The organism is Aquitalea palustris (genome assembly GCF_003693445.1).
GTDB lineage: Bacteria > Pseudomonadota > Gammaproteobacteria > Burkholderiales > Chromobacteriaceae > Aquitalea > Aquitalea palustris.
This window is the reverse complement of the sequence record NZ_RFAR01000007.1, coordinates 76,334-93,688: the sequence shown is the minus strand read 5'-3', so window position 1 is coordinate 93,688 and position 17,355 is coordinate 76,334. Positions and strand designations below refer to the sequence as shown.

The 17,355-nt window shown below is 59.8% G+C and carries 17 protein-coding genes; 8 read left to right on the top strand and 9 right to left on the bottom strand.

What is annotated here, in order from left to right; translation table 11 throughout:
• The first annotated feature begins 54 nt into the window (after positions 1 to 54).
• The 5 genes from EAY64_RS02775 to aroF all read left to right on the top strand — a co-directional run bounded on the left by EAY64_RS02775 (position 55) and on the right by aroF (position 4,102).
• Positions 55 to 642, top strand: a complete 588-nt coding sequence (locus tag EAY64_RS02775) for an O-methyltransferase (protein ID WP_103523259.1) — start codon at positions 55 to 57, stop codon at positions 640 to 642.
• Between the two features lie 4 nt (positions 643 to 646).
• The gene (pheA, locus tag EAY64_RS02770) at positions 647 to 1,720 is read left to right on the top strand and encodes a prephenate dehydratase (RefSeq protein ID WP_103523258.1); all 1,074 of its coding nucleotides are present in this window, start codon (positions 647 to 649) and stop codon (positions 1,718 to 1,720) included.
• Between the two features lie 72 nt (positions 1,721 to 1,792).
• Complete coding sequence (locus EAY64_RS02765; protein ID WP_226034143.1) at positions 1,793 to 2,374, top strand: LOG family protein; 582 nt, start codon at positions 1,793 to 1,795, stop codon at positions 2,372 to 2,374.
• Positions 2,375 to 2,411: 37 nt separating this feature from the next.
• Positions 2,412 to 2,975: a hypothetical protein gene (locus EAY64_RS02760; RefSeq protein ID WP_103523256.1), complete on the top strand. Its 564-nt coding sequence runs from the start codon at positions 2,412 to 2,414 to the stop codon at positions 2,973 to 2,975.
• A gap of 107 nt (positions 2,976 to 3,082) precedes the next feature.
• Complete coding sequence (aroF, locus tag EAY64_RS02755) at positions 3,083 to 4,102, top strand: 3-deoxy-7-phosphoheptulonate synthase (RefSeq protein ID WP_103523255.1); 1,020 nt, start codon at positions 3,083 to 3,085, stop codon at positions 4,100 to 4,102.
• Positions 4,103 to 4,165: 63 nt separating this feature from the next.
• Here aroF and EAY64_RS02750 read toward each other — a convergent pair whose 3' ends face one another.
• From EAY64_RS02750 to dapF, 3 genes are read right to left on the bottom strand one after another with little or no spacing between them, the layout of a single operon-like run.
• The gene (locus EAY64_RS02750) at positions 4,166 to 4,735 is read right to left on the bottom strand and encodes a hypothetical protein (protein WP_147456167.1); all 570 of its coding nucleotides are present in this window, start codon (positions 4,733 to 4,735) and stop codon (positions 4,166 to 4,168) included.
• Entirely contained in the window at positions 4,732 to 5,382 is a 651-nt protein-coding gene (locus EAY64_RS02745) for a DUF484 family protein (protein ID WP_103523253.1), read from the bottom strand. Before EAY64_RS02745 ends, EAY64_RS02750 begins: the two co-directional genes overlap by 4 nt.
• Positions 5,383 to 5,419: 37 nt before the next feature.
• Positions 5,420 to 6,250: a diaminopimelate epimerase gene (gene dapF / locus EAY64_RS02740; RefSeq protein ID WP_103523252.1), complete on the bottom strand. Its 831-nt coding sequence runs from the start codon at positions 6,248 to 6,250 to the stop codon at positions 5,420 to 5,422.
• 120 nt (positions 6,251 to 6,370) lie between these two features.
• Between dapF and EAY64_RS02735 the strand changes: the two genes are divergently transcribed.
• The 3 genes from EAY64_RS02735 to EAY64_RS02725 are packed head-to-tail and all read left to right on the top strand — an operon-like array spanning position 6,371 to position 8,308.
• A complete protein-coding gene (locus EAY64_RS02735; protein WP_103523251.1) occupies positions 6,371 to 6,961 on the top strand; it encodes a TetR/AcrR family transcriptional regulator in 591 nt (196 codons plus the stop codon).
• Positions 6,962 to 6,984: 23 nt separating this feature from the next.
• Positions 6,985 to 7,485: a DUF4442 domain-containing protein gene (locus EAY64_RS02730; RefSeq protein ID WP_103523250.1), complete on the top strand. Its 501-nt coding sequence runs from the start codon at positions 6,985 to 6,987 to the stop codon at positions 7,483 to 7,485.
• A 10-nt stretch (positions 7,486 to 7,495) separates the two neighbouring features.
• On the top strand, positions 7,496 to 8,308 hold the full coding sequence (locus EAY64_RS02725) for a crotonase/enoyl-CoA hydratase family protein (protein WP_103523249.1): 813 nt from the start codon (positions 7,496 to 7,498) through the stop codon (positions 8,306 to 8,308).
• Between the two features lie 66 nt (positions 8,309 to 8,374).
• On the opposite strand, the gene EAY64_RS02720 is transcribed toward EAY64_RS02725, so the two are convergent.
• The 6 genes from EAY64_RS02720 to EAY64_RS02695 all read right to left on the bottom strand — a co-directional run bounded on the left by EAY64_RS02720 (position 8,375) and on the right by EAY64_RS02695 (position 17,287).
• Entirely contained in the window at positions 8,375 to 9,574 is a 1,200-nt protein-coding gene (locus EAY64_RS02720; protein ID WP_103523248.1) for a branched-chain amino acid ABC transporter substrate-binding protein, read from the bottom strand.
• A gap of 279 nt (positions 9,575 to 9,853) precedes the next feature.
• Positions 9,854 to 11,071 carry a branched-chain amino acid ABC transporter substrate-binding protein gene (locus EAY64_RS02715; RefSeq protein WP_103523247.1) on the bottom strand — a complete coding sequence of 406 codons (1,218 nt, stop codon included), beginning with the start codon at positions 11,069 to 11,071 and terminating at the stop codon, positions 9,854 to 9,856.
• A gap of 193 nt (positions 11,072 to 11,264) precedes the next feature.
• On the bottom strand, positions 11,265 to 12,353 hold the full coding sequence (hemH, locus tag EAY64_RS02710; RefSeq protein WP_103523246.1) for a ferrochelatase: 1,089 nt from the start codon (positions 12,351 to 12,353) through the stop codon (positions 11,265 to 11,267).
• Positions 12,354 to 12,439: 86 nt separating this feature from the next.
• Positions 12,440 to 14,740, bottom strand: a complete 2,301-nt coding sequence (locus EAY64_RS02705) for a DNA translocase FtsK (RefSeq protein WP_103523245.1) — start codon at positions 14,738 to 14,740, stop codon at positions 12,440 to 12,442.
• A 94-nt stretch (positions 14,741 to 14,834) separates the two neighbouring features.
• Complete coding sequence (locus tag EAY64_RS02700; RefSeq protein WP_103523287.1) at positions 14,835 to 15,935, bottom strand: anhydro-N-acetylmuramic acid kinase; 1,101 nt, start codon at positions 15,933 to 15,935, stop codon at positions 14,835 to 14,837.
• A gap of 17 nt (positions 15,936 to 15,952) precedes the next feature.
• Positions 15,953 to 17,287: a M23 family metallopeptidase gene (locus EAY64_RS02695; RefSeq protein ID WP_103523244.1), complete on the bottom strand. Its 1,335-nt coding sequence runs from the start codon at positions 17,285 to 17,287 to the stop codon at positions 15,953 to 15,955.
• Positions 17,288 to 17,355 lie beyond the last annotated feature (68 nt).

Below are 17,355 nucleotides of genomic sequence, written 5' to 3'. Positions count from 1 at the left end.
CTGTCTTTTGCGGACCTGATTACCGCCTGTTTCTGACCACAAGAGGGAAAACTTATGCTGACAAGCCAGGTACTCACCAGACTGCAAGCCATCTGGGAGCAGGGCGAACGCCACGATGACGCGACCAGCGAACGGGCACAGAAGAACCTGTTCATCACACCGGATACCGGGCGTTTTCTCTACCAGCTGCTGCGCCATGCCAATCCGCGGCAGGTTCTGGAAATTGGTACATCCAATGGTTATTCCACCCTGTGGCTGGCGCTGGCCCTGCGCGACCGCGCCGGCAGCATCACCAGCCTGGATATTCTGCCCGCCAAACAGCAGCAGGCCGCAGCACATTTGCAAGACTTTGCCCTGAGCGCCAAGGTGACACTGCGCTGCGAAGATGCCGGCGCTTATTTGTCTGCCCAGGCAGACAGTAGCGTGGATATGGTGTTTCTTGATGCCGACCGCAGCTGTTACCCCGCTTACTGGCCCGCTTTATGCCGGGTTTTGCGGCCCGGCGGGCTGATCGTGGTGGACAATGTGTTGTCGCACGCCGCTGAATGTGCCGATTTCATACGACTGGTGCTTGCGACGGAAGGCTATCTCGCGGAAACTTACCAGATCGGAAAAGGCCAGTTTGTCATAGTGAAAGATTGATTACGTGTCAGAAGAACTGCTGAAGCAACACCGCGACGCCATCGACGCCATCGATGTGGAAATTCTCAATCTGCTGAATAGCCGCGCCAATCACGCCCGCGAAATCGGCGAGATCAAAGGTGGCGGCATCATCTACCGCCCGGAACGCGAAGCGCAAGTCTTGCGCCGCATCCAGCAGCTCAACCCCGGCCCGCTGCCGAATGAAAGCGTGGCGCGATTGTTCCGCGAGGTAATGTCGGAATGCCTAGCGCTGGAAAAGCCGCTGTCCATTGCCTATCTCGGCCCGGAGGGTACGTTTACCCAGTTGGCAGCCACCAAACATTTCGGCCATGCCGCGCATACCGTGGCTTGCGCCTCGGTGGACGAGGCTTTCCGCCTGGTAGAATCGCGCGCGCTGGATTATGTGGTTGCCCCGGTGGAAAACAGCACTGAAGGCGCGGTAGGGCGCACACTGGATTTGATGGTCAGCAGCCCCTTGCGCATCTGCGGCGAAGTAGTGCTGCGCATTCACCACCACTTGCTGCGCAAGCAGGAGGGCATGGCCGGCATTAGCCGCGTCTATGCCCACGCCCAGGCTTTGGCGCAGTGTCACGAATGGCTGAACAAGAACCTGCCGGATAGCGTGGAGCGCGTATCGGTGGCCAGCAATGCCGAGGCTGCACGACTGGCCGGGGAAGATGCGCAAGCTGCCGCCATTGCCGGCCAGGCTGCGGCCGAGCGCTATGGCCTGGTCAAACTGGCCGAGAATATCGAAGACGAACCCAACAACACCACCCGTTTCCTGGTGCTGGGCCATCAGCAGGTGGGTGCCACCGGGCAGGACAAGACCTCCATCGTGGTGGCAGCGCCCAATCGCCCGGGCGCAGTGCACCAGTTGCTGGCACCTGTTGCGGACAATGGCGTCTCCATGACCAAGTTCGAATCGCGGCCGTCGCGTGCCGGCCTATGGGACTATGTGTTCTTCATCGACATGGAAGGTCATCACGACGACGCCAATGTCGCCACTGCGCTGGCCGGATTGGCGGAGCGCACTTCCTTCGTCAAGGTATTGGGTTCCTACCCGCAAGCCGTTTTGTAAGCTTATCGACATGCCATACGCAGCCGGGCTGGAGCACTCCACCCGGCTGCGGCTTTTTGGGAGAGTGTGAACATGAAGTCTGTTTGTCTGTTTTGTGGTTCGAACAAGGGTCAGCGCCCGGAGTACATCACTGCCGCCGCCGATTTTGGCCGCACGCTGGCCGAGCAGGGCATCACCCTGGTGTATGGCGCGGGCAAGGTGGGCTTGATGGGTGTGGCGGCTGATGCCGCGCTAGCCGCTGGCGGCAAGGTGATCGGTGTGATTCCCGAGTTTCTCAAGGCCAAGGAAGTGGCCCATCTGGGCCTGACCGAGCTACACGTCACCGACACCATGCACCAGCGCAAGGCGCTGATGGCCGAACTGGCTGATGGCTTTGTCGCGTTGCCCGGTGGCTTTGGCACGTTTGACGAACTGTTTGAAATCCTCACCTGGGCGCAGCTCGCCGTGCACGACAAGCCGGTGGGGCTGCTGGATGTGGCCGGCTTTTATCAACCGCTGCTGGCGCTGACCCGGCATGCCGTGGCCGAAGGTTTTGTGCCGGCCAGCAATATGGAATTGTTCAGCCATTCGTCCGACATCCTGACACTACTGGACACCATGCGTAATTATCAGCCGCGCCACACCGCCAAGTGGCTTGATCTGGCTCATACCTGACCCCACCTGTAAGCCATCGTCTTTCATAAAGCCCGCCATGTGCGACAGCCGCAGTAAAACCATTACCTGGCGCATCAAGCGCATCGTGAGCGGCCCGCTGGTGCTGCTGGCAGCACTGCTAATCGCCTTCGAGGAGTTTGCTTGGGACGAATTGGCGGCGATACTGGCCAGGCTTGGCCGATTGCCGCTATTGCGCCAGATCGAGCGCTGGATTGCCAGCCGCCCACCGGCCATTGCGCTCAGCCTGTTTTTGCTGCCGGTGCTGGGCCTGCTACCGGTAAAACTGATGGCCGTATTGCTGATCGGCCGTGGCCATGCCTTGTTTGGCCTGCTGGTGATTGTGCTGGCCAAGCTGCTGGGCACTGCCGTCGCTGCGCGCCTGTTCGAGCTGACTCGCAATCAGCTGCTGCAGGTGGCCTGGTTTGCGCGTAGCTATCAGGCTTTCCTGCGCTTCAAGGCTTATGTGTTTGACCGGCTGGCAGCCTCGCGCTACTGGCAGGCCGTGCAAGCCTTGCGACAACAGCTGCGCAACAGGCGGCCGGCGGTTTGGATGCGACTGGGCCGCCGTCTGTCGCGCCAGTGGCAGCATCTGCGCAAATAGCCAGCCGCAGGCAAACTGGAACGATCTGCTAGAATCGCACAGTCAAACCATTAGCTCCGTCCGCGTCTGCAGAGGCAGGCCGGATCTTTCCCTTGCAGGAAATCCGCATGATTATTGTGATGAAGCATCACGCCCCGGATGAATATATCCAGGCGGTAGTAGACAAGATTCGCGCCGCCGGACTGAGCGAGCATGTTTCGCGCGGTACCGAGCGCACCATCATCGGCGCAGTGGGGGATGAACGGGTGTTCAGTCCGGATGCTTTCGAGCTGATGCCGGGAGTGGAACGGGCCATGCGGGTGGTAAAGGATTACCGCATTGTTTCGCGTGAAGTACACCCGGCAGACAGCGTGGTGCAAGTGCGCGGCCAGGCCTTTGGCGGCAAGGCCATCCAGATCATCGCCGGCCCGGCCGCGGTGGAAACCGCCGAGCAGATGGCCCAGTGCGCGGAGCTGGTCAAGGCCGGAGGTTGCCGCTTGCTGCGTGGTGGTGCCTTCAAACCGCGCACCAGCCCCTATGCGTTTCCCGGAATCGGCGTGGCCGGACTGGAACAATTGCGCCAGGAATCCGGCCGGCATGGCCTGCCCATGGTGAGCGAGCTACTGGACGTGCGCATGCTGGAGACATTCCTGGAGCTGGATGTCGACATGATCGAAATCGGCGCACGCAATATGCAGAATGTCGGGCTGCTCAAGGAAGTAGGGCGGATCAACAAGCCGGTCATCCTCAAGCGCGGCCCATCTGCCACCCTCACCGAATGGCTGATGGCAGCTGAACACATTGCAGCGGGTGGCAACCACAACATTATTTTCTGCGAACGCGGCGTGCGCAGCTTTGAGCCGAGTTATCGCAATATGCTGGATCTGTCATCCATCCCGGTATTGAAGCGGGAAACCCATCTGCCGGTCATCGTCGACCCCAGCCATGCCGGCGGCAAGGCCTGGATGGTGCCGTCCCTGGCCAAGGCCGCCATCGCGGCAGGTGCGGATGGGCTGATGCTGGATATTCACCCGGATCCTGCCAATGCCTGGTGTGATGGCGAACAGGCGCTCAATCCGCAGGATTTCCGCCAATTGCTGGGGGAGCTGGCCGCACTGGCCTTGGCGCTTGGCCGTACACTGGCCTGAGCTGCTGGCAGTCATGCAAAAACCGGCCAGAGGCCGGTTTTTTTATTGCCATGCAGAGCTGGGTCAGGTCCAACCTAACAGATAAGGTGCAAGCCATGCCCCCAGCAACATGCTGAGCAGTGGCGACAGCAGGGTACTGGTCAGCAGCACTGCCCAGGAGAGCCGATTGTCAGCATTGCGCCGCAGCAGGATGGCAAACAGTCGGTATAGCAGATAGCTGATCACCACGATCACCGGCGGCAGCATCACATAGGCCGCCATGGGGCGCCAGTCCAGTAAAGGTGATAGCAGCAGGGTGCCCAGGCTGAGCGTGAGCTGCGAGCTAAGCAGGGCGCTGATCAGGGGGGGCTCGCCGGGAAAGCTGAGTCCGCGCCGTGACACTTTGGCGGTAGCCAGCAGCCAGATGGCAGCCGAGAAAGCCAGCCAGACATAGCAGTAAATGAAAGGTAGCCAGATCGGCCGCAGCAATGGATAGGGCTCAGCGTGACGGAACAGCGCTGCCAGCATGAAGTAGCCCGCCACGAAAGCGGTAATGGCCACGGGGCTGCGCGCAGCGATCTGCCGCCAGAGAATGTGCAAGTAGTAACTTACCAGCAGGAGAATCAGGATCCAGCCGCCCAACGTTGCTGTCATGCCTGGCCCAGTACACGCAGCAATGCTGCAGAAATGATCTCGCCCATTTGGGCCAGGTAATGGGTATGCATGTCGAAGGTAAAGCGTTGCGCATCGTCACTGGCCAGCACCAGCAAGCCGAAGGCCGCGCCACTGGCATCGGTCAGCGGGATCTGGCTGAAAGACTGCAGCACCGGCGTGGCGGGGAACCAGCCTAGCACTTCGTCATTGACGTAAGGACCGCAGTAGGGGGCGGACAGATTGCGCGCCAATGCCTGCACTTCGTGGCGGGCATTGAACAGCGGCGAGGCCTCGGCTGCCGGGTGCCACAGGCGCAAGGCCATGCGCTCCAGGGCAAAATCCTGCTGAAAGCAGCTGGCCAGTCCGTCGGCTACCTGCTGCAGGGTAAGGCAGCGTTGCAGCGCCAAGGACAGACGGTGTGCGCTGTGGATGATCTGGTCATTGGCCTCGCCATGGCGGATGAGTTGATGCAGGCGCGCTTCCAGCTGGCGGTTACGGTCTTTCAGCTCCAGCATCTGGCGGTCGGCCAGCGATACCACCACCCGATCCTGCTGGGCGGCTGCAGCGCGCAGGCCGAAACGGTCGGCATGGTGCTGCAGAAAGTCCGGATGATTCTCCAGGTAAGCCAATACCTCGTCGCTATGCATCAATCACATCCTTTTCATGGAGGGTAGGTCCGGTCGTTCAGACTTCGATTTCACCCTGGAAAACGGTCATGGCCGGGCCGGTCATGCGTACGGCCTGGCCTTCGCCATGCCATTCGATCTGCAGATCGCCACCACGGGTATGCACCAGCACCTTGGCATCCAGCAGGCCACGGCGAATGCCGGCCACCACGGCGGCGCAGGCACCGGTGCCGCAGGCCAGGGTTTCGCCAGCACCGCGTTCAAACACGCGCAAGCGGATTTCCTGCCGCGAAACAATCTGCATGAAGCCGGCGTTAACCTTTTCCGGAAAGCGGTGGTGGGTTTCTATCAGGGCGCCCAGTTGCTGTACCGGTGCAGTGTCGACACTATCGACCACCTGAACGGCGTGTGGGTTCCCCATGGACACCACGCTGATGTCGCAACTGTAGCCGGCGATGTCCAGCGGATAGGTGATGGCTTCGCCTTCGGCGACAAAGGGAATGTCTACCGGACGGAAGCGTGGCACGCCCATATCGACCACAGCCTGGTTCTGGCCAAGGTATTCCGGAATGATCACGCCCTTGGCGGTCTCCACCCGGATGGCCTTTTTATTGGTCAGTTTCTGGTCGCAAACAAATTTGGCGAAACAGCGTGCGCCATTGCCGCATTGTTCTACTTCGCTGCCATCGTTATTGAAAATACGGTAACGGAAATCGTTGTTTTCTGCGTGGGGGGATTCCACCAGCAGGAGCTGGTCGAAGCCGATGCCGAAGTGGCGGTTGCCGAGCTGGCGGATTCTGTCGGTATCCAGTGAAACGGTCTGTCTGACGCCGTCTATCACCATAAAATCATTGCCCAGGCCATGCATCTTGCTGAATTTGAGTCGCATCGGAAAAGGTCCGGTCTCAGGGTTGGCCAAATGCCTTCCATCATAACTGATACGCTAAGCCTGTCCAGCTTTCAGGGGTATTGGATTGACACCTTACTAACCAGTAAGTAGAGTTTCCGCATGAAACCTGCCGCCGATGCCAAAAACGATACCAGTAAACGCATTCTCGATATTGCCGAGCAGCTATTGCTGACGCGCGGCTTCAATGCTTTCAGCTACCAGCACATCAGCTCGGAGCTGGGAGTGCGCAATGCCGCCATCCATTATCACTACCCGAAGAAGACCGATCTGGGCGTAGCGCTGATCCAGCGTTATCGCCGCCGCTTCCAGCGCTTTGTCGATGCCCAGCACACGCTGGCCCCGCAGCAGCAGCTGGAACGCTACTTCACCCTGACCGATGCCTATTTCGAGCAGGATCAGCAGATCTGCCCCAGCGGCATCCTGACCACCGAATACCAGACCTTGCCAGCCGAGATGCAGGCAGAGGCCAATGCCTTCGTCGACGAGATGCGTGACTGGGCGGTACGCATCGCAGACGCCGGGAGGGAGGATGGCAGCATGCATTACGCAGGCACGGCACAGGCCATGGGTTTGCTGATGCTGGCCGCCTTGCAGGGCGGCTTGCAACTGGCGCGCACCGATCAATCGGTATTGCCGGCACTGAAGATTCAAATCCGGGCCTTGCTGGGCCTGGCCACTCCACTTCCATGACATAACAAAGAGGGCTAACACGCATGGACTATCAGAAAAACAGCATGAGCCGCATCGCCGACAAAGTGGGGAAACTGCCGGTTGGCCTGCGCAGCAGGGTACTTTCCCTGTTGTTTGGCCGCCTGGTGCCATTTCTTGCCACATCCGGCTTGCGCTTCGAGCAGGTCGACCATACCAGGTTGACGGTATCGATCCGTAATCAGCGCAAGGTGCAGAACCATATCAAGGGTGTGCACGCTGCAGCCATGGCCTTGCTGGCCGAAACAGCCAGCGGCTTCGTGGTGGGCATGAATGTGCCGGATGACAAGCTGATGCTGCTCAAGTCGATGAAGGTGAATTACACCAAGCGCTCCCAGGGCGATATGCGGGCCGTGGCCACCTTGAGCGATGCACAGATCCGCGACCTGTACCATATTGATAAAGGTGAAACCCTGGTTGAAGTCACGGTAACTGACGAGTCTGGTGAGTCGCCCATCCAGTGCGAGATGGTGTGGGCGTGGATTCCCAAGAAGCGGCCGCAATAAGGAGCAGACGATGCAATGGCAGACCTTTAGCGTCGAACAGCAGGACAAAGTGGCGCTGGTGCGCTTCAACCGCGCGGACAAGGCCAATGCGCTGAATCAGGCCATGTGGCTGGAACTGCAGGCGGTGATGGAGTGGGCAGACGCCGAGCCGACCGTGCGTGCGGTGGTGCTGGCCGGGCAGGGCCGGCATTTTTGCTCCGGCATCGATCTGGCCATGCTGATGGGCATCCAGTCGGTGATTGCGGATGACTGTGAAGGCCGCAAACGCGAAAAGCTGCGGCGGCTCATTTTGCAGCTACAGGACACTGTCTCCAGCCTGGAGAATTGTCGCAAGCCGGTGGTAGCCGCCATTCATGGTGCCTGTCTGGGTGGTGGGCTGGATATTGCGCTGGCGGCTGATTTCCGCTTTGCCGCAGCCGATGCCGTATTTGGCGTGCGCGAAGTGGATATCGGCATGGTGGCCGATGTGGGCACGCTGCAGCGTTTGCCAGGTGTGGTCGGGCAGGGCATGGCACGGGAAATGGCGCTGACCGGACGCGATGTGGGTGCGGAAGAGGCGCTGGCCATCCGTCTGGTGAATAGGCTGCTACCGGATGCCGACAGCCTACTGGCCGCTGCACTGGAAACCGCGCAGCTGATGGCGGGCAAGTCGCCGCTGGCCGTGCGTGGCAGCAAGGAAATGCTTAACTACGCGCGTGACCACAGCGTGGCAGACAGCCTGAATCACGTAGCCACCTGGAATGCCGCCATGCTGCTGTCAGAAGACATCCAGCAGGCCGGCATGGCCATGATGACGCGCCAAACCGCCAGTTTCCGCGACTGAACTGGTGCGCCACATGAAAAACGGCAGCTTGTGGCTGCCGTTTTTCTTTGGCGATCACGCAAATGCTTATTGCGCTGCGCTGGCTCCTGCGGCCGGCTTGGCTACCGATTCCCACTTGCTGTTCTTGAGCTGGTACAGGGAAACCGTACCATTCATGATATTGCCCTTGGGGTCGAAGGCGATTTCACCGGTCACGCCTTGCAGCTTGGTCTTGGCCACTTCCGGCAGGTACTTGGCCGGGTCGGCCGAGCCGGCACGCTTCATGGCTTCGATCATCACGCGGGTGGCATCGTAGGTGTACGGTGCGTAAGCCTGGATTTCGGCATTGAAGCGCTTTTTGAACTTGTCGTTGAAAGCAGCAAAGCCCGGCATGTTTTCCTTGGGTGCGCCAGCGCTGGAAGCGTAGCTGCCATCGGCATCCTTGCCGCCCAACTTGCCGAATTCGGCGGTATTCACGCCATCGGCACCCATGAAGTCAGCCGTGATGCCCAGTTTGCGCATCTGCTTCACCATCGGACCCGCTTGGGCATCCATGCCACCGTAGAACACCAGATCCGGCTTTTCGCCCTTGATCGAGGTGAGGATGGCCATGAAGTCGGTAGCGCTATTGGTGGTGAATTCACGCTTGATCACCTTGCCACCGGCAGCTTCTACCGATTTGGCGAAGTCATCAGCCAGGCCCTGGCCGTAGGTGGTGCGGTCATCGATGATGGCAATGCGCGCACGCTTCAGGTCCCCCACCGCAAATTTGGCCAGCGCCTGTCCCTGCTGCTGGTCATTGGCAATGATGCGGAAGGTGTTCTTGAAGCCTTGCTCGGTGAACTTGGGGCTGGTTACCGAACCGGCAATCATCGGAATGCCTGCGTCGGAGTAGATCTTGGAGGCCGGAATCGCTGCGCCGGAAGTCAGGTGACCAATGACGCCAGCAACCTTGTTGTCGACAAAGCGCTGCGCCACCTGGGTGGCGGTTTTCGGGTCGGCCTGATCATCTTCGGACACGACTTCAAACTTGACCGGCTTGCCGTCCAGTTTGAGGTTTTCCGCAGTGGCTTCTTCGGCAGCCAGCTTCACGCCATTGTCGGCATCGCGGCCCCAGTGGGCGAACGGACCGGTCAGCGGATTGGCAGAGCCGATCTTGACGATAACGGCATCGCTGGCAGCAGCACCGGCAGATGCGTTTTGTTGCGGAGCGGCGGCGTCCTGTTTGCTGCAAGCAGCCAGTGCCAGCACGGCGGCGGTGATAAGGGTAATACGCGGGAGATACATGGAAATGCCCTGGTCTAATTAGAATTGGATGAGGGTCATTCGCCACGAAAGCTTTTGGCATTTCATGTCAGCACACCCCGGGGGTGGTGGGGTCTGTTGATGGCATGGAATGGATACAATCTACGCCACTGACCCGGACATTTTTGTTGTTCTGCAGCATTTCGTCAACCTTTGTGGCTGATCCAGATCAGCTCACCGTCAAAATGGCCGGATCCACTTGGTGACCGGCGTAAAAAAAGCGCAGCCTTGGCTGCGCTTTTCTGGTGAAGCAGGAGGTGATTACTGAGCAGCGCTGGCTGCTGCAGCCGGGCCACCTACAGTGGAAACCACTTCCCACTTGCCGCCCTTGACTTGATAAACGGTAACGGCACCATTCTTGATGTCGCCCTTGTCGTCAAAGGTGATCTTGCCGGTTACGCCGGTGTAGTCGGTCTTGCCCACTTCCGGCAGATATACCTTGGGATCGGTGGACTTGGCACGCTTCATGGCATCAACCAGTACACGTACGGCATCGTATTCATACGGAGCGTAGATTTGTACTTCGGTGTTGAACTTGGCCTTGAACTTGTCGTTGAAGGCAGCAAAGCCCGGCATCTTGTCGCGCGGAACGCCGCAGCTGGAGGAGAACTGACCTTCAGAAGCGTCGCCAGCCAGCTTGATGAACTCCGGAGTCTGCCAGCCATCGCCACCCATCAGCTTGGCCTTGATCCCCAGACGGCTCATCTGCTTGGCCAGCGGGCCGGCTTGTGCGTCCATGCCGCCGTAGAAGATGACGTCCGGCTTGGTAGCCTTGATGGATGTCAGAATGGCATTGAAGTCGGTAGCGGTGTTGGTGGTGAACTCGCGTTTAACCACATCCACGCCCTTGGCCTTGACGGCTTTTTCAAACTCGTCGGCCAGGCCTTGGCCGTAAGCGGTACGGTCGTCGATGATGGCGACCTTCTTGGCTTTCAGGCCGTCAGCAGCGAACTGACCCAGTGCGGTGCCTTGCTGCACGTCATTGGCGATCACGCGGAAGGTGGTCTTGAAGCCTTGCTTGGTGTAGTCCGGGTTGGTGGCGGACGGGGAAATCTGCGGCAGGCCTGCATCGGAGTAGATCTTGGACGCCGGGATGGTGGTGCCGGAGTTCAGGTGGCCAACCACGCCAACGACGCCAGCATCAACCAGGCGCTGGGCAACCTGGGTACCGATTTTCGGATCGCCCTGGTCATCCTCGGAAACCAGTTCGAACTTGACTTTCTTGCCGCCGATCTCAACGCCTTCGGCGTTCAGGTCTTCGATGGCCAGCTTGGCGCCAAATTCGTTGTCTTTGCCCAGATGCGAGATCGGGCCGGACATCGGGGATACCTGACCGATCTTGACGGTCACGTCGCCGCCGGTGCTGGCTGCCGCTACGGGAGCGGAAGCGTCGGTAGCGGCCGGTTGCTCTTGTTTGCCGCAGGCAGCCAGGGTCATGGCGGCAGCAGCGATGAGGCTCAGACGAGCATACTTATTCATATTTTATTTCCCCTGATCTTATCTATGTAGACTTGGCGATCTCTGCGAGCAGTCTGATTGAAATTCAGACCTTGCTCATTACTGATTCAGGCCATTCTTTTGGAATGGCTACCAGCTGCGCTGATTATGGGGAGCAGTTTGCGCGAGTGTCAACGGGGTTTATTCGGGCGTTTAAAATTTATTTTTCCGAAGGTCAGCTCTTGGCCCCAAGCGACTGCGCGCGCTGCTGGCGCTGGGCGGTATCTTGTTCTATAACTTCCTGCCATCCTTGAAGATTTTTCCCCACAATGCCCGCCAGTGCAGCAATCCATTGCGGGTTGTCATTCAGGCAAGAGATGTAGCGAAACTCACCGCCGCCGCTGCTCTGGAAGCTGTGTTTGCCTTCCATGGCGATTTCTTCCAGCGTTTCCAGACAGTCAGAGACAAAGCCAGGGCAAATCACATCCAGGCTTTTGGTGCCAGCCTTGCCCAGTTGTTCCAGCGTGGCACTGGTATAGGGCTGCAGCCATTCGGCACGTCCAAAGCGGCTCTGGAAGCTGACCACGTATTGTTCCTTGCTCAAGCCCAGTCGTTCGGCCAGCAGACGCCCGGTTTTCAGGCATTCGCAGTGATAGGGGTCGCCCTTGTCCAGGGTGAAGCGCGGCACACCATGAAAACTCATCAGTAATTTTTCTGCCCGGCCATTCTGCTGCCAGTGCGCCTGCACTTGTTGCGCCAGTGCGTCGACATAGCCTGGATCGTCATGAAAGTGACGCACCGTGCGCAGCTCGGGCATGTTGCGCAGCTTCATCAGTACGCGGAATACATCATCCAGGGCGGTAGCACTGGATGAACCAGCGTATTGCGGATACAGGGGGAGTACCAGCAGCTTGTCCACGCCCTGGGCGCGCATGTTCTGAATGACGCTTTCGACCGATGGCTGGCCGTAGCGCATGGCGTAGTCGACCACAATATTGCGCATGCCGCGTTCGCCCAGCAGGCCCTTGAGCAGACTGGTCTGCTTGCGGGTATTCACCAGCAGCGGTGAGCCGTCCTTACTCCAGATGCTGGCGTATTTTTCGGCAGATTTTTTCGGCCGCACATTGAGGATGATGCCATTCAGAATCAGCCACCAGACGGTTTTGGGAATTTCGATAACCCGGGTGTCGGACAGGAATTGCTTGAGATAAGGACGTACCGCCTGGCCGGTGGGGGCTGTTGGCGTTCCCAGGTTAATCAGCAAAATGCCGGTCTTGGCCTGGCTGTCATGAGAGAAGGGGGGCTCTGGAAGGTATCCGGACATGGGTTTCTCGCTACCGGTGCTGGGTTGCGCCACCGGCAGGATAGCCGGTGGCCGAGTTGTCTTGCTGCATGGCTGGCGCTGCCGGCTTAATCCTCGCGTGCCGGCGCCAATACCGTGCGATTGCCATTGGTTTCCATGGCGGAAACCAGGCCTGCGCTTTCCATTTGTTCGATCAGCCGCGCCGCGCGGTTATAGCCTATGCGCAAATGCCGCTGCACCGAAGAAATGGAAGCCTTGCGGGTTTTGACCACGATGGCAACAGCTTCGTCGTACAAGGGGTCGGATTCGCCGCTGCCATCGACATCGCCGCCACTGGCGGCGGCACCCTCGTCAGCCTCGCTCTGGCCGCTGAGTATGCCTTCAATGTAGTCGGGCTCGCCGGTGGTCTTGAGGAATTCCACCACATGATGCACTTCGTCATCGGCAACAAAAGCACCATGCACCCGATTGGGGTAGCCGGAGCCTGGCGGAAGATAAAGCATGTCACCTTGCCCCAGCAAGGCCTCAGCACCCATCTGGTCGAGAATGGTGCGGCTGTCGATCTTGCTGGACACCTGAAAGGCAATCCGTGTCGGAATATTGGCCTTGATCAGGCCGGTAATCACGTCTACCGAGGGGCGCTGGGTGGCCAGAATCAGGTGAATGCCGGCGGCACGCGCTTTCTGGGCCAAGCGGGCGATCAGTTCTTCGATCTTCTTGCCGGCCACCATCATCAGGTCGGCCAATTCGTCGATCACCACCACGATCAGCGGCAGGGAGTCGAGCGGCTCGGGGGTTTCCGGGGTCAGGCTGAAAGGGTTGGGGATTTTCTCGCCAGCCTTGTCGGCATCCTTGATCTTCTGGTTGTAGCCGGCCAGGTTGCGCACGCCCAGCTTGGACATCAGGCGGTAGCGCCGTTCCATTTCGCCCACGCACCAGTTAAGCGCGTTGGCGGCCTGTTTCATGTCGGTGACCACGGGAGCCAGCAGGTGCGGAATACCTTCATAGACCGACAATTCCAGCATTTTCGGGTCGACCATGATCAGGCGTACTTCACGCGCCGTCGATTTGTACAGCAGCGACAAGATCATGGCATTGATGGCCACCGACTTGCCCGAGCCAGTGGTGCCGGCCACCAGTACGTGCGGCATCTTGGCCAGATCCACCGTGACTGGCTGGCCGGCAATATCCTTGCCGACGGCAATGGCCAGGCGAGAGCTCATGTTCTGGTAGCCATCGGAGCCGATGATTTCCGACAGGCGCACGATCTGCCGCTTCGGATTGGGCAGTTCCAGGCCCATATAAGTCTTGCCAGGGATGGTTTCCACCACCCGTACCGACACCAGCGACAGGGCGCGCGCCAGGTCTTTCATCAGATTGACGATTTGCGCGCCTTTGACACCGACCGCCGGTTCGATCTCGTAGCGGGTAATCACCGGGCCGGGATAGGCGGCTATCACTTTGACATCGACACCGAAGTCGGCCAGCTTGCGCTCGATCAGGCGTGAAGTGTATTCCACCGTTTCGGCAGATACCGGCTCATGCTGATCCTTGGGCGCTTCCAGCAGGCTCAGTCCGGGCAGCTCGCCACGGTCGGGGTCGGCAAACAGCGATTGCTGCACCGGTTTTTGTACCTTGGGCGACAGTGGCACTTCAGCCAGCGTGGCTTCGATGCGTACCGGGGCTTTTTCTTCCTGCTTTTTCTTTTCAGTACTGACCTTGGCCTCGCGCTGCTGGGCGGTTTCGCGGCCGATTTCCCTATCCTTGCGCGCCTGCCAGCCATGCCACAGCTTGAGCACGCCATCTTCCAGCGTGCCACCGATTTTTTCCATGATGTCCAGCCAGGACAGGCCGGTGAACAGGGAGAAACCTATAGCCCCGCTTACGGACAGCAGCAGATAGGCGCCAGACTGGCCCAGACCATGCGCCAGGGCCTTGCCCAGCCAGTGCCCCAGCATGCCGCCGGCAGTCAGCGGCAAGTTCAGTTGCTTGCTGGCCAGGACGATGCCCTCCACGCTGGAGCTGGACAGCAGCAGCAGGAAAAAACCGCCCATGGCGGCCAGCGTCATCGGATTGAGGCGAAAACCCAGTGTTTCCATGCGGCGGTAGCCCCAGGCGATGGCCACCAGGCAGAACACCACCAGCCACCAGGCGGACAGGCCGAATACATAGAGCAGCATGTCGGACAGCCAGGCGCCGAAAGCGCCGCCGTAGTTGCGCACGGTAGGGTCGGACGAACTATGTGACCAGGAAGGGTCTTGTGCGGAGTAGCTGGCCAGCACCAGCACCAGGTAGACCGCAGCAACGGCCATCAGCAGCCACCAGGCTTCGCGCAGCAGGCTGGCAAGCTTGGGCGGCAATGGCGTTTGACTGTTCTTGACGACGGCCTTTCTTTTGAAAAGTCGCATTTTTCTCGTTATGGGCTATGACAGTGGCTGATTATAGCCTGACAAGGCCACTCAGAGTGGCTGGCGTTGTCAGGCCTACGGCCGCTGTGCTGGTTCAGCGCGGATAGAGTGCGCCCAGCACCCGCAGCCCGCTGGCGCCGGTCACCTCCGGCAGATTGGCCGACAGGCGGTGAGTGAAGCGCCAGGCCAGCCAGGCAAAGGCAGCGGCTTCCACCTGGTGCACCGGCAAACCCAATGCGGCGGTACTGCTGATGACCTGTTGCGGCAGTTGCTGCTGCAGGGCCTGCATCAGCGCGGCATTCAGCGCGCCGCCGCCGCAAACATAAACGCTGCGGGTATCCGGACAGTGGCGGGTAATGGCATCAGCAATACTGTGGGCAGTCAGCTGCAGCAGGGTTTGCTGCACGTCGGATGCAGGAATATCGGGCTGCTGCGCCAGTTGGGCCTGCAGCCAAGCCAGATCGAACAGGTCGCGCCCCGTGCTTTTGGGCGGTGGCAAGCGGAAAAATGGTTCATCCAACATCTGCTGCAATAGCGGTACATGCAGCCGCCCACTGGCCGCCCAGCTGCCATTGGCATCAAAGCTGGCACCGGTGTGGCGTTGGCACCAGGCATCCAGCAGCATATTGCCCGGGCCGCAATCGAAACCGATAACAGCTGCGCCATTCGCCAGACGGGTCAGATTGCTGATGCCGCCAATATTCAGGATGACGCGATTTTCCGCGTCGCTGGCAAAAACATGCTGATGAAAGGCCGGCACCAGCGGTGCGCCATGGCCACCTGCTGCGACATCGCGGCTGCGAAAATCGCCAATGACGTCGATGCCGGTCAACTCGGCCAGTAGCGCATGATTGCCAATCTGCAAGGTATAGCCGGCATGCGGGGCATGGCGGATGGTCTGGCCGTGACAGCCGATGGCCGTAATGGCCGAGGGCGGGAGCTGCTGTTCGGCCAGCAGTTGCGCGACCACTTCGGCATACAACCGGGCCAATTCATTTCCCAGCCGTGCGGCGCGATCCAGCTCGTTCGGCCCCGTCGGTTGCAGTTGCAGAACCTGCTGGCGGATTGCCAGCGGGAAGGCCAGAAAGCTGTCAGCCTCGACCCGAGGACGGCCTTGTTCGTCCATGCTCAGCAAAACTGCGTCCACGCCATCAAGGCTGGTGCCGGACATCAGTCCGATATAGCGTTCCGTCATCTGCTCCGGTCTTTTCATCAATCCAGTTGTGCAATCGTTCCCGGCGTGTCACGCAATAGCGCCAGTTTGTCGGTGAGCTGGCGGCTGAGTTTGGCAAAGGCGAGGCGCTGGCTGGCGGCCAGGCCCGGGGCGGGCAGGGCGGCGGTAGCCGGATCGACCGCCTGGCCATTGAGTTTTACCTCAAAGTGCAGATGCGGCCCGGTAACGCGCCCGGTGCTGCCGACATAGCCCAGCAGATCGCCGGCCTTGACCGGTTTGCCCACCTTCACGCCGGGGGCAAAACGCTGCATGTGCGCATACAGCGTGCTCAGCTTGGCATTATGTCTCAGGGTGATGACTTTGCCATAGCCATTCTGCGTTTCTGCAGCACTGATCACGCCATCGGCCGGCGCAACAATGGGCGTCCCCGGTGCGGCGGCGTAATCCACGCCCTGGTGCATGCGCAGGGAATGCAATACCGGGTGATAGCGGGTGCCAAAGCCCGAGCTGATACGGTAATGGGCTACCGGCTGCTGGCTGAAGCCTTTTTTGACCGGTCGCCCAGCTGCATCGTAATAGGCGCCGCTTTCACTATCATGGGCAAAGTAAAAGGCGCGATGCCACTGACCGCCACGACTGATTTCTGCTGCCAGGATATTGCCATTGGCAATGGGGCTGCCGTTGTAGATCAGGCTTTCGAATACCAGTTGAATGCTGTCGCCGGGCTGCAAGCTGTCCAGTGAGAACTGGTCGGCAAAAATGTCCGCCAGCTGTGCCATCACCTCACGCGGCACACCCGCCGCTTGCAACTCGCGCACGGCACTGCGGCGGACGGTAATGGAGCGCAGGCTGTCCATGCTCTCGGTCGCCAGCGGGTCGGCACTGGCTTGCCATTGATCGCCCTGCTTGGCGATGGCCACCAGCACTTTTTCGCCGTTTTCGTCATCATTGAGAAAACGCAGGGCGTACAGCTCGCCCTCATCGCTGGTTTCCACGGCGAGGGTGGCACCGGTGTTCAGCTTGAGCAGGTCACGCGACAGCGGGCTGGAATACAGGAAGCGCCGCGCCTCGCTATCGCGCACGCCCAGCCGGTTCAGTACGTGGGCAATGGTGTCGCCACGATTCACCGTTTCATTGCGCCAGTAGCGCGTGCCATTGCTTGGCGGGGTGAAAACGGGCAGGGCCAGCTTTTCGGTGACCATGCGCTGGCGCACTTCGGCGGCTGCCGGCTGCGGGTCGCCCGGCGCCACGGCAAAGGCGGTGGCCATGCCGAACAAGGGCAGGCTGGCAGCCAAGCCCAGCCAGCTGAGGTGGTGATTGATCAGACGGCGGGTACAATTTTGCGGTAACTGCAGCAGTTTGCGATAATTCATCTTTTGGTGGACGCCATGCGTGCTTCCGGGAAAATACAGGTTTTGTGACAAGTGGCAGTGCGCCCGAC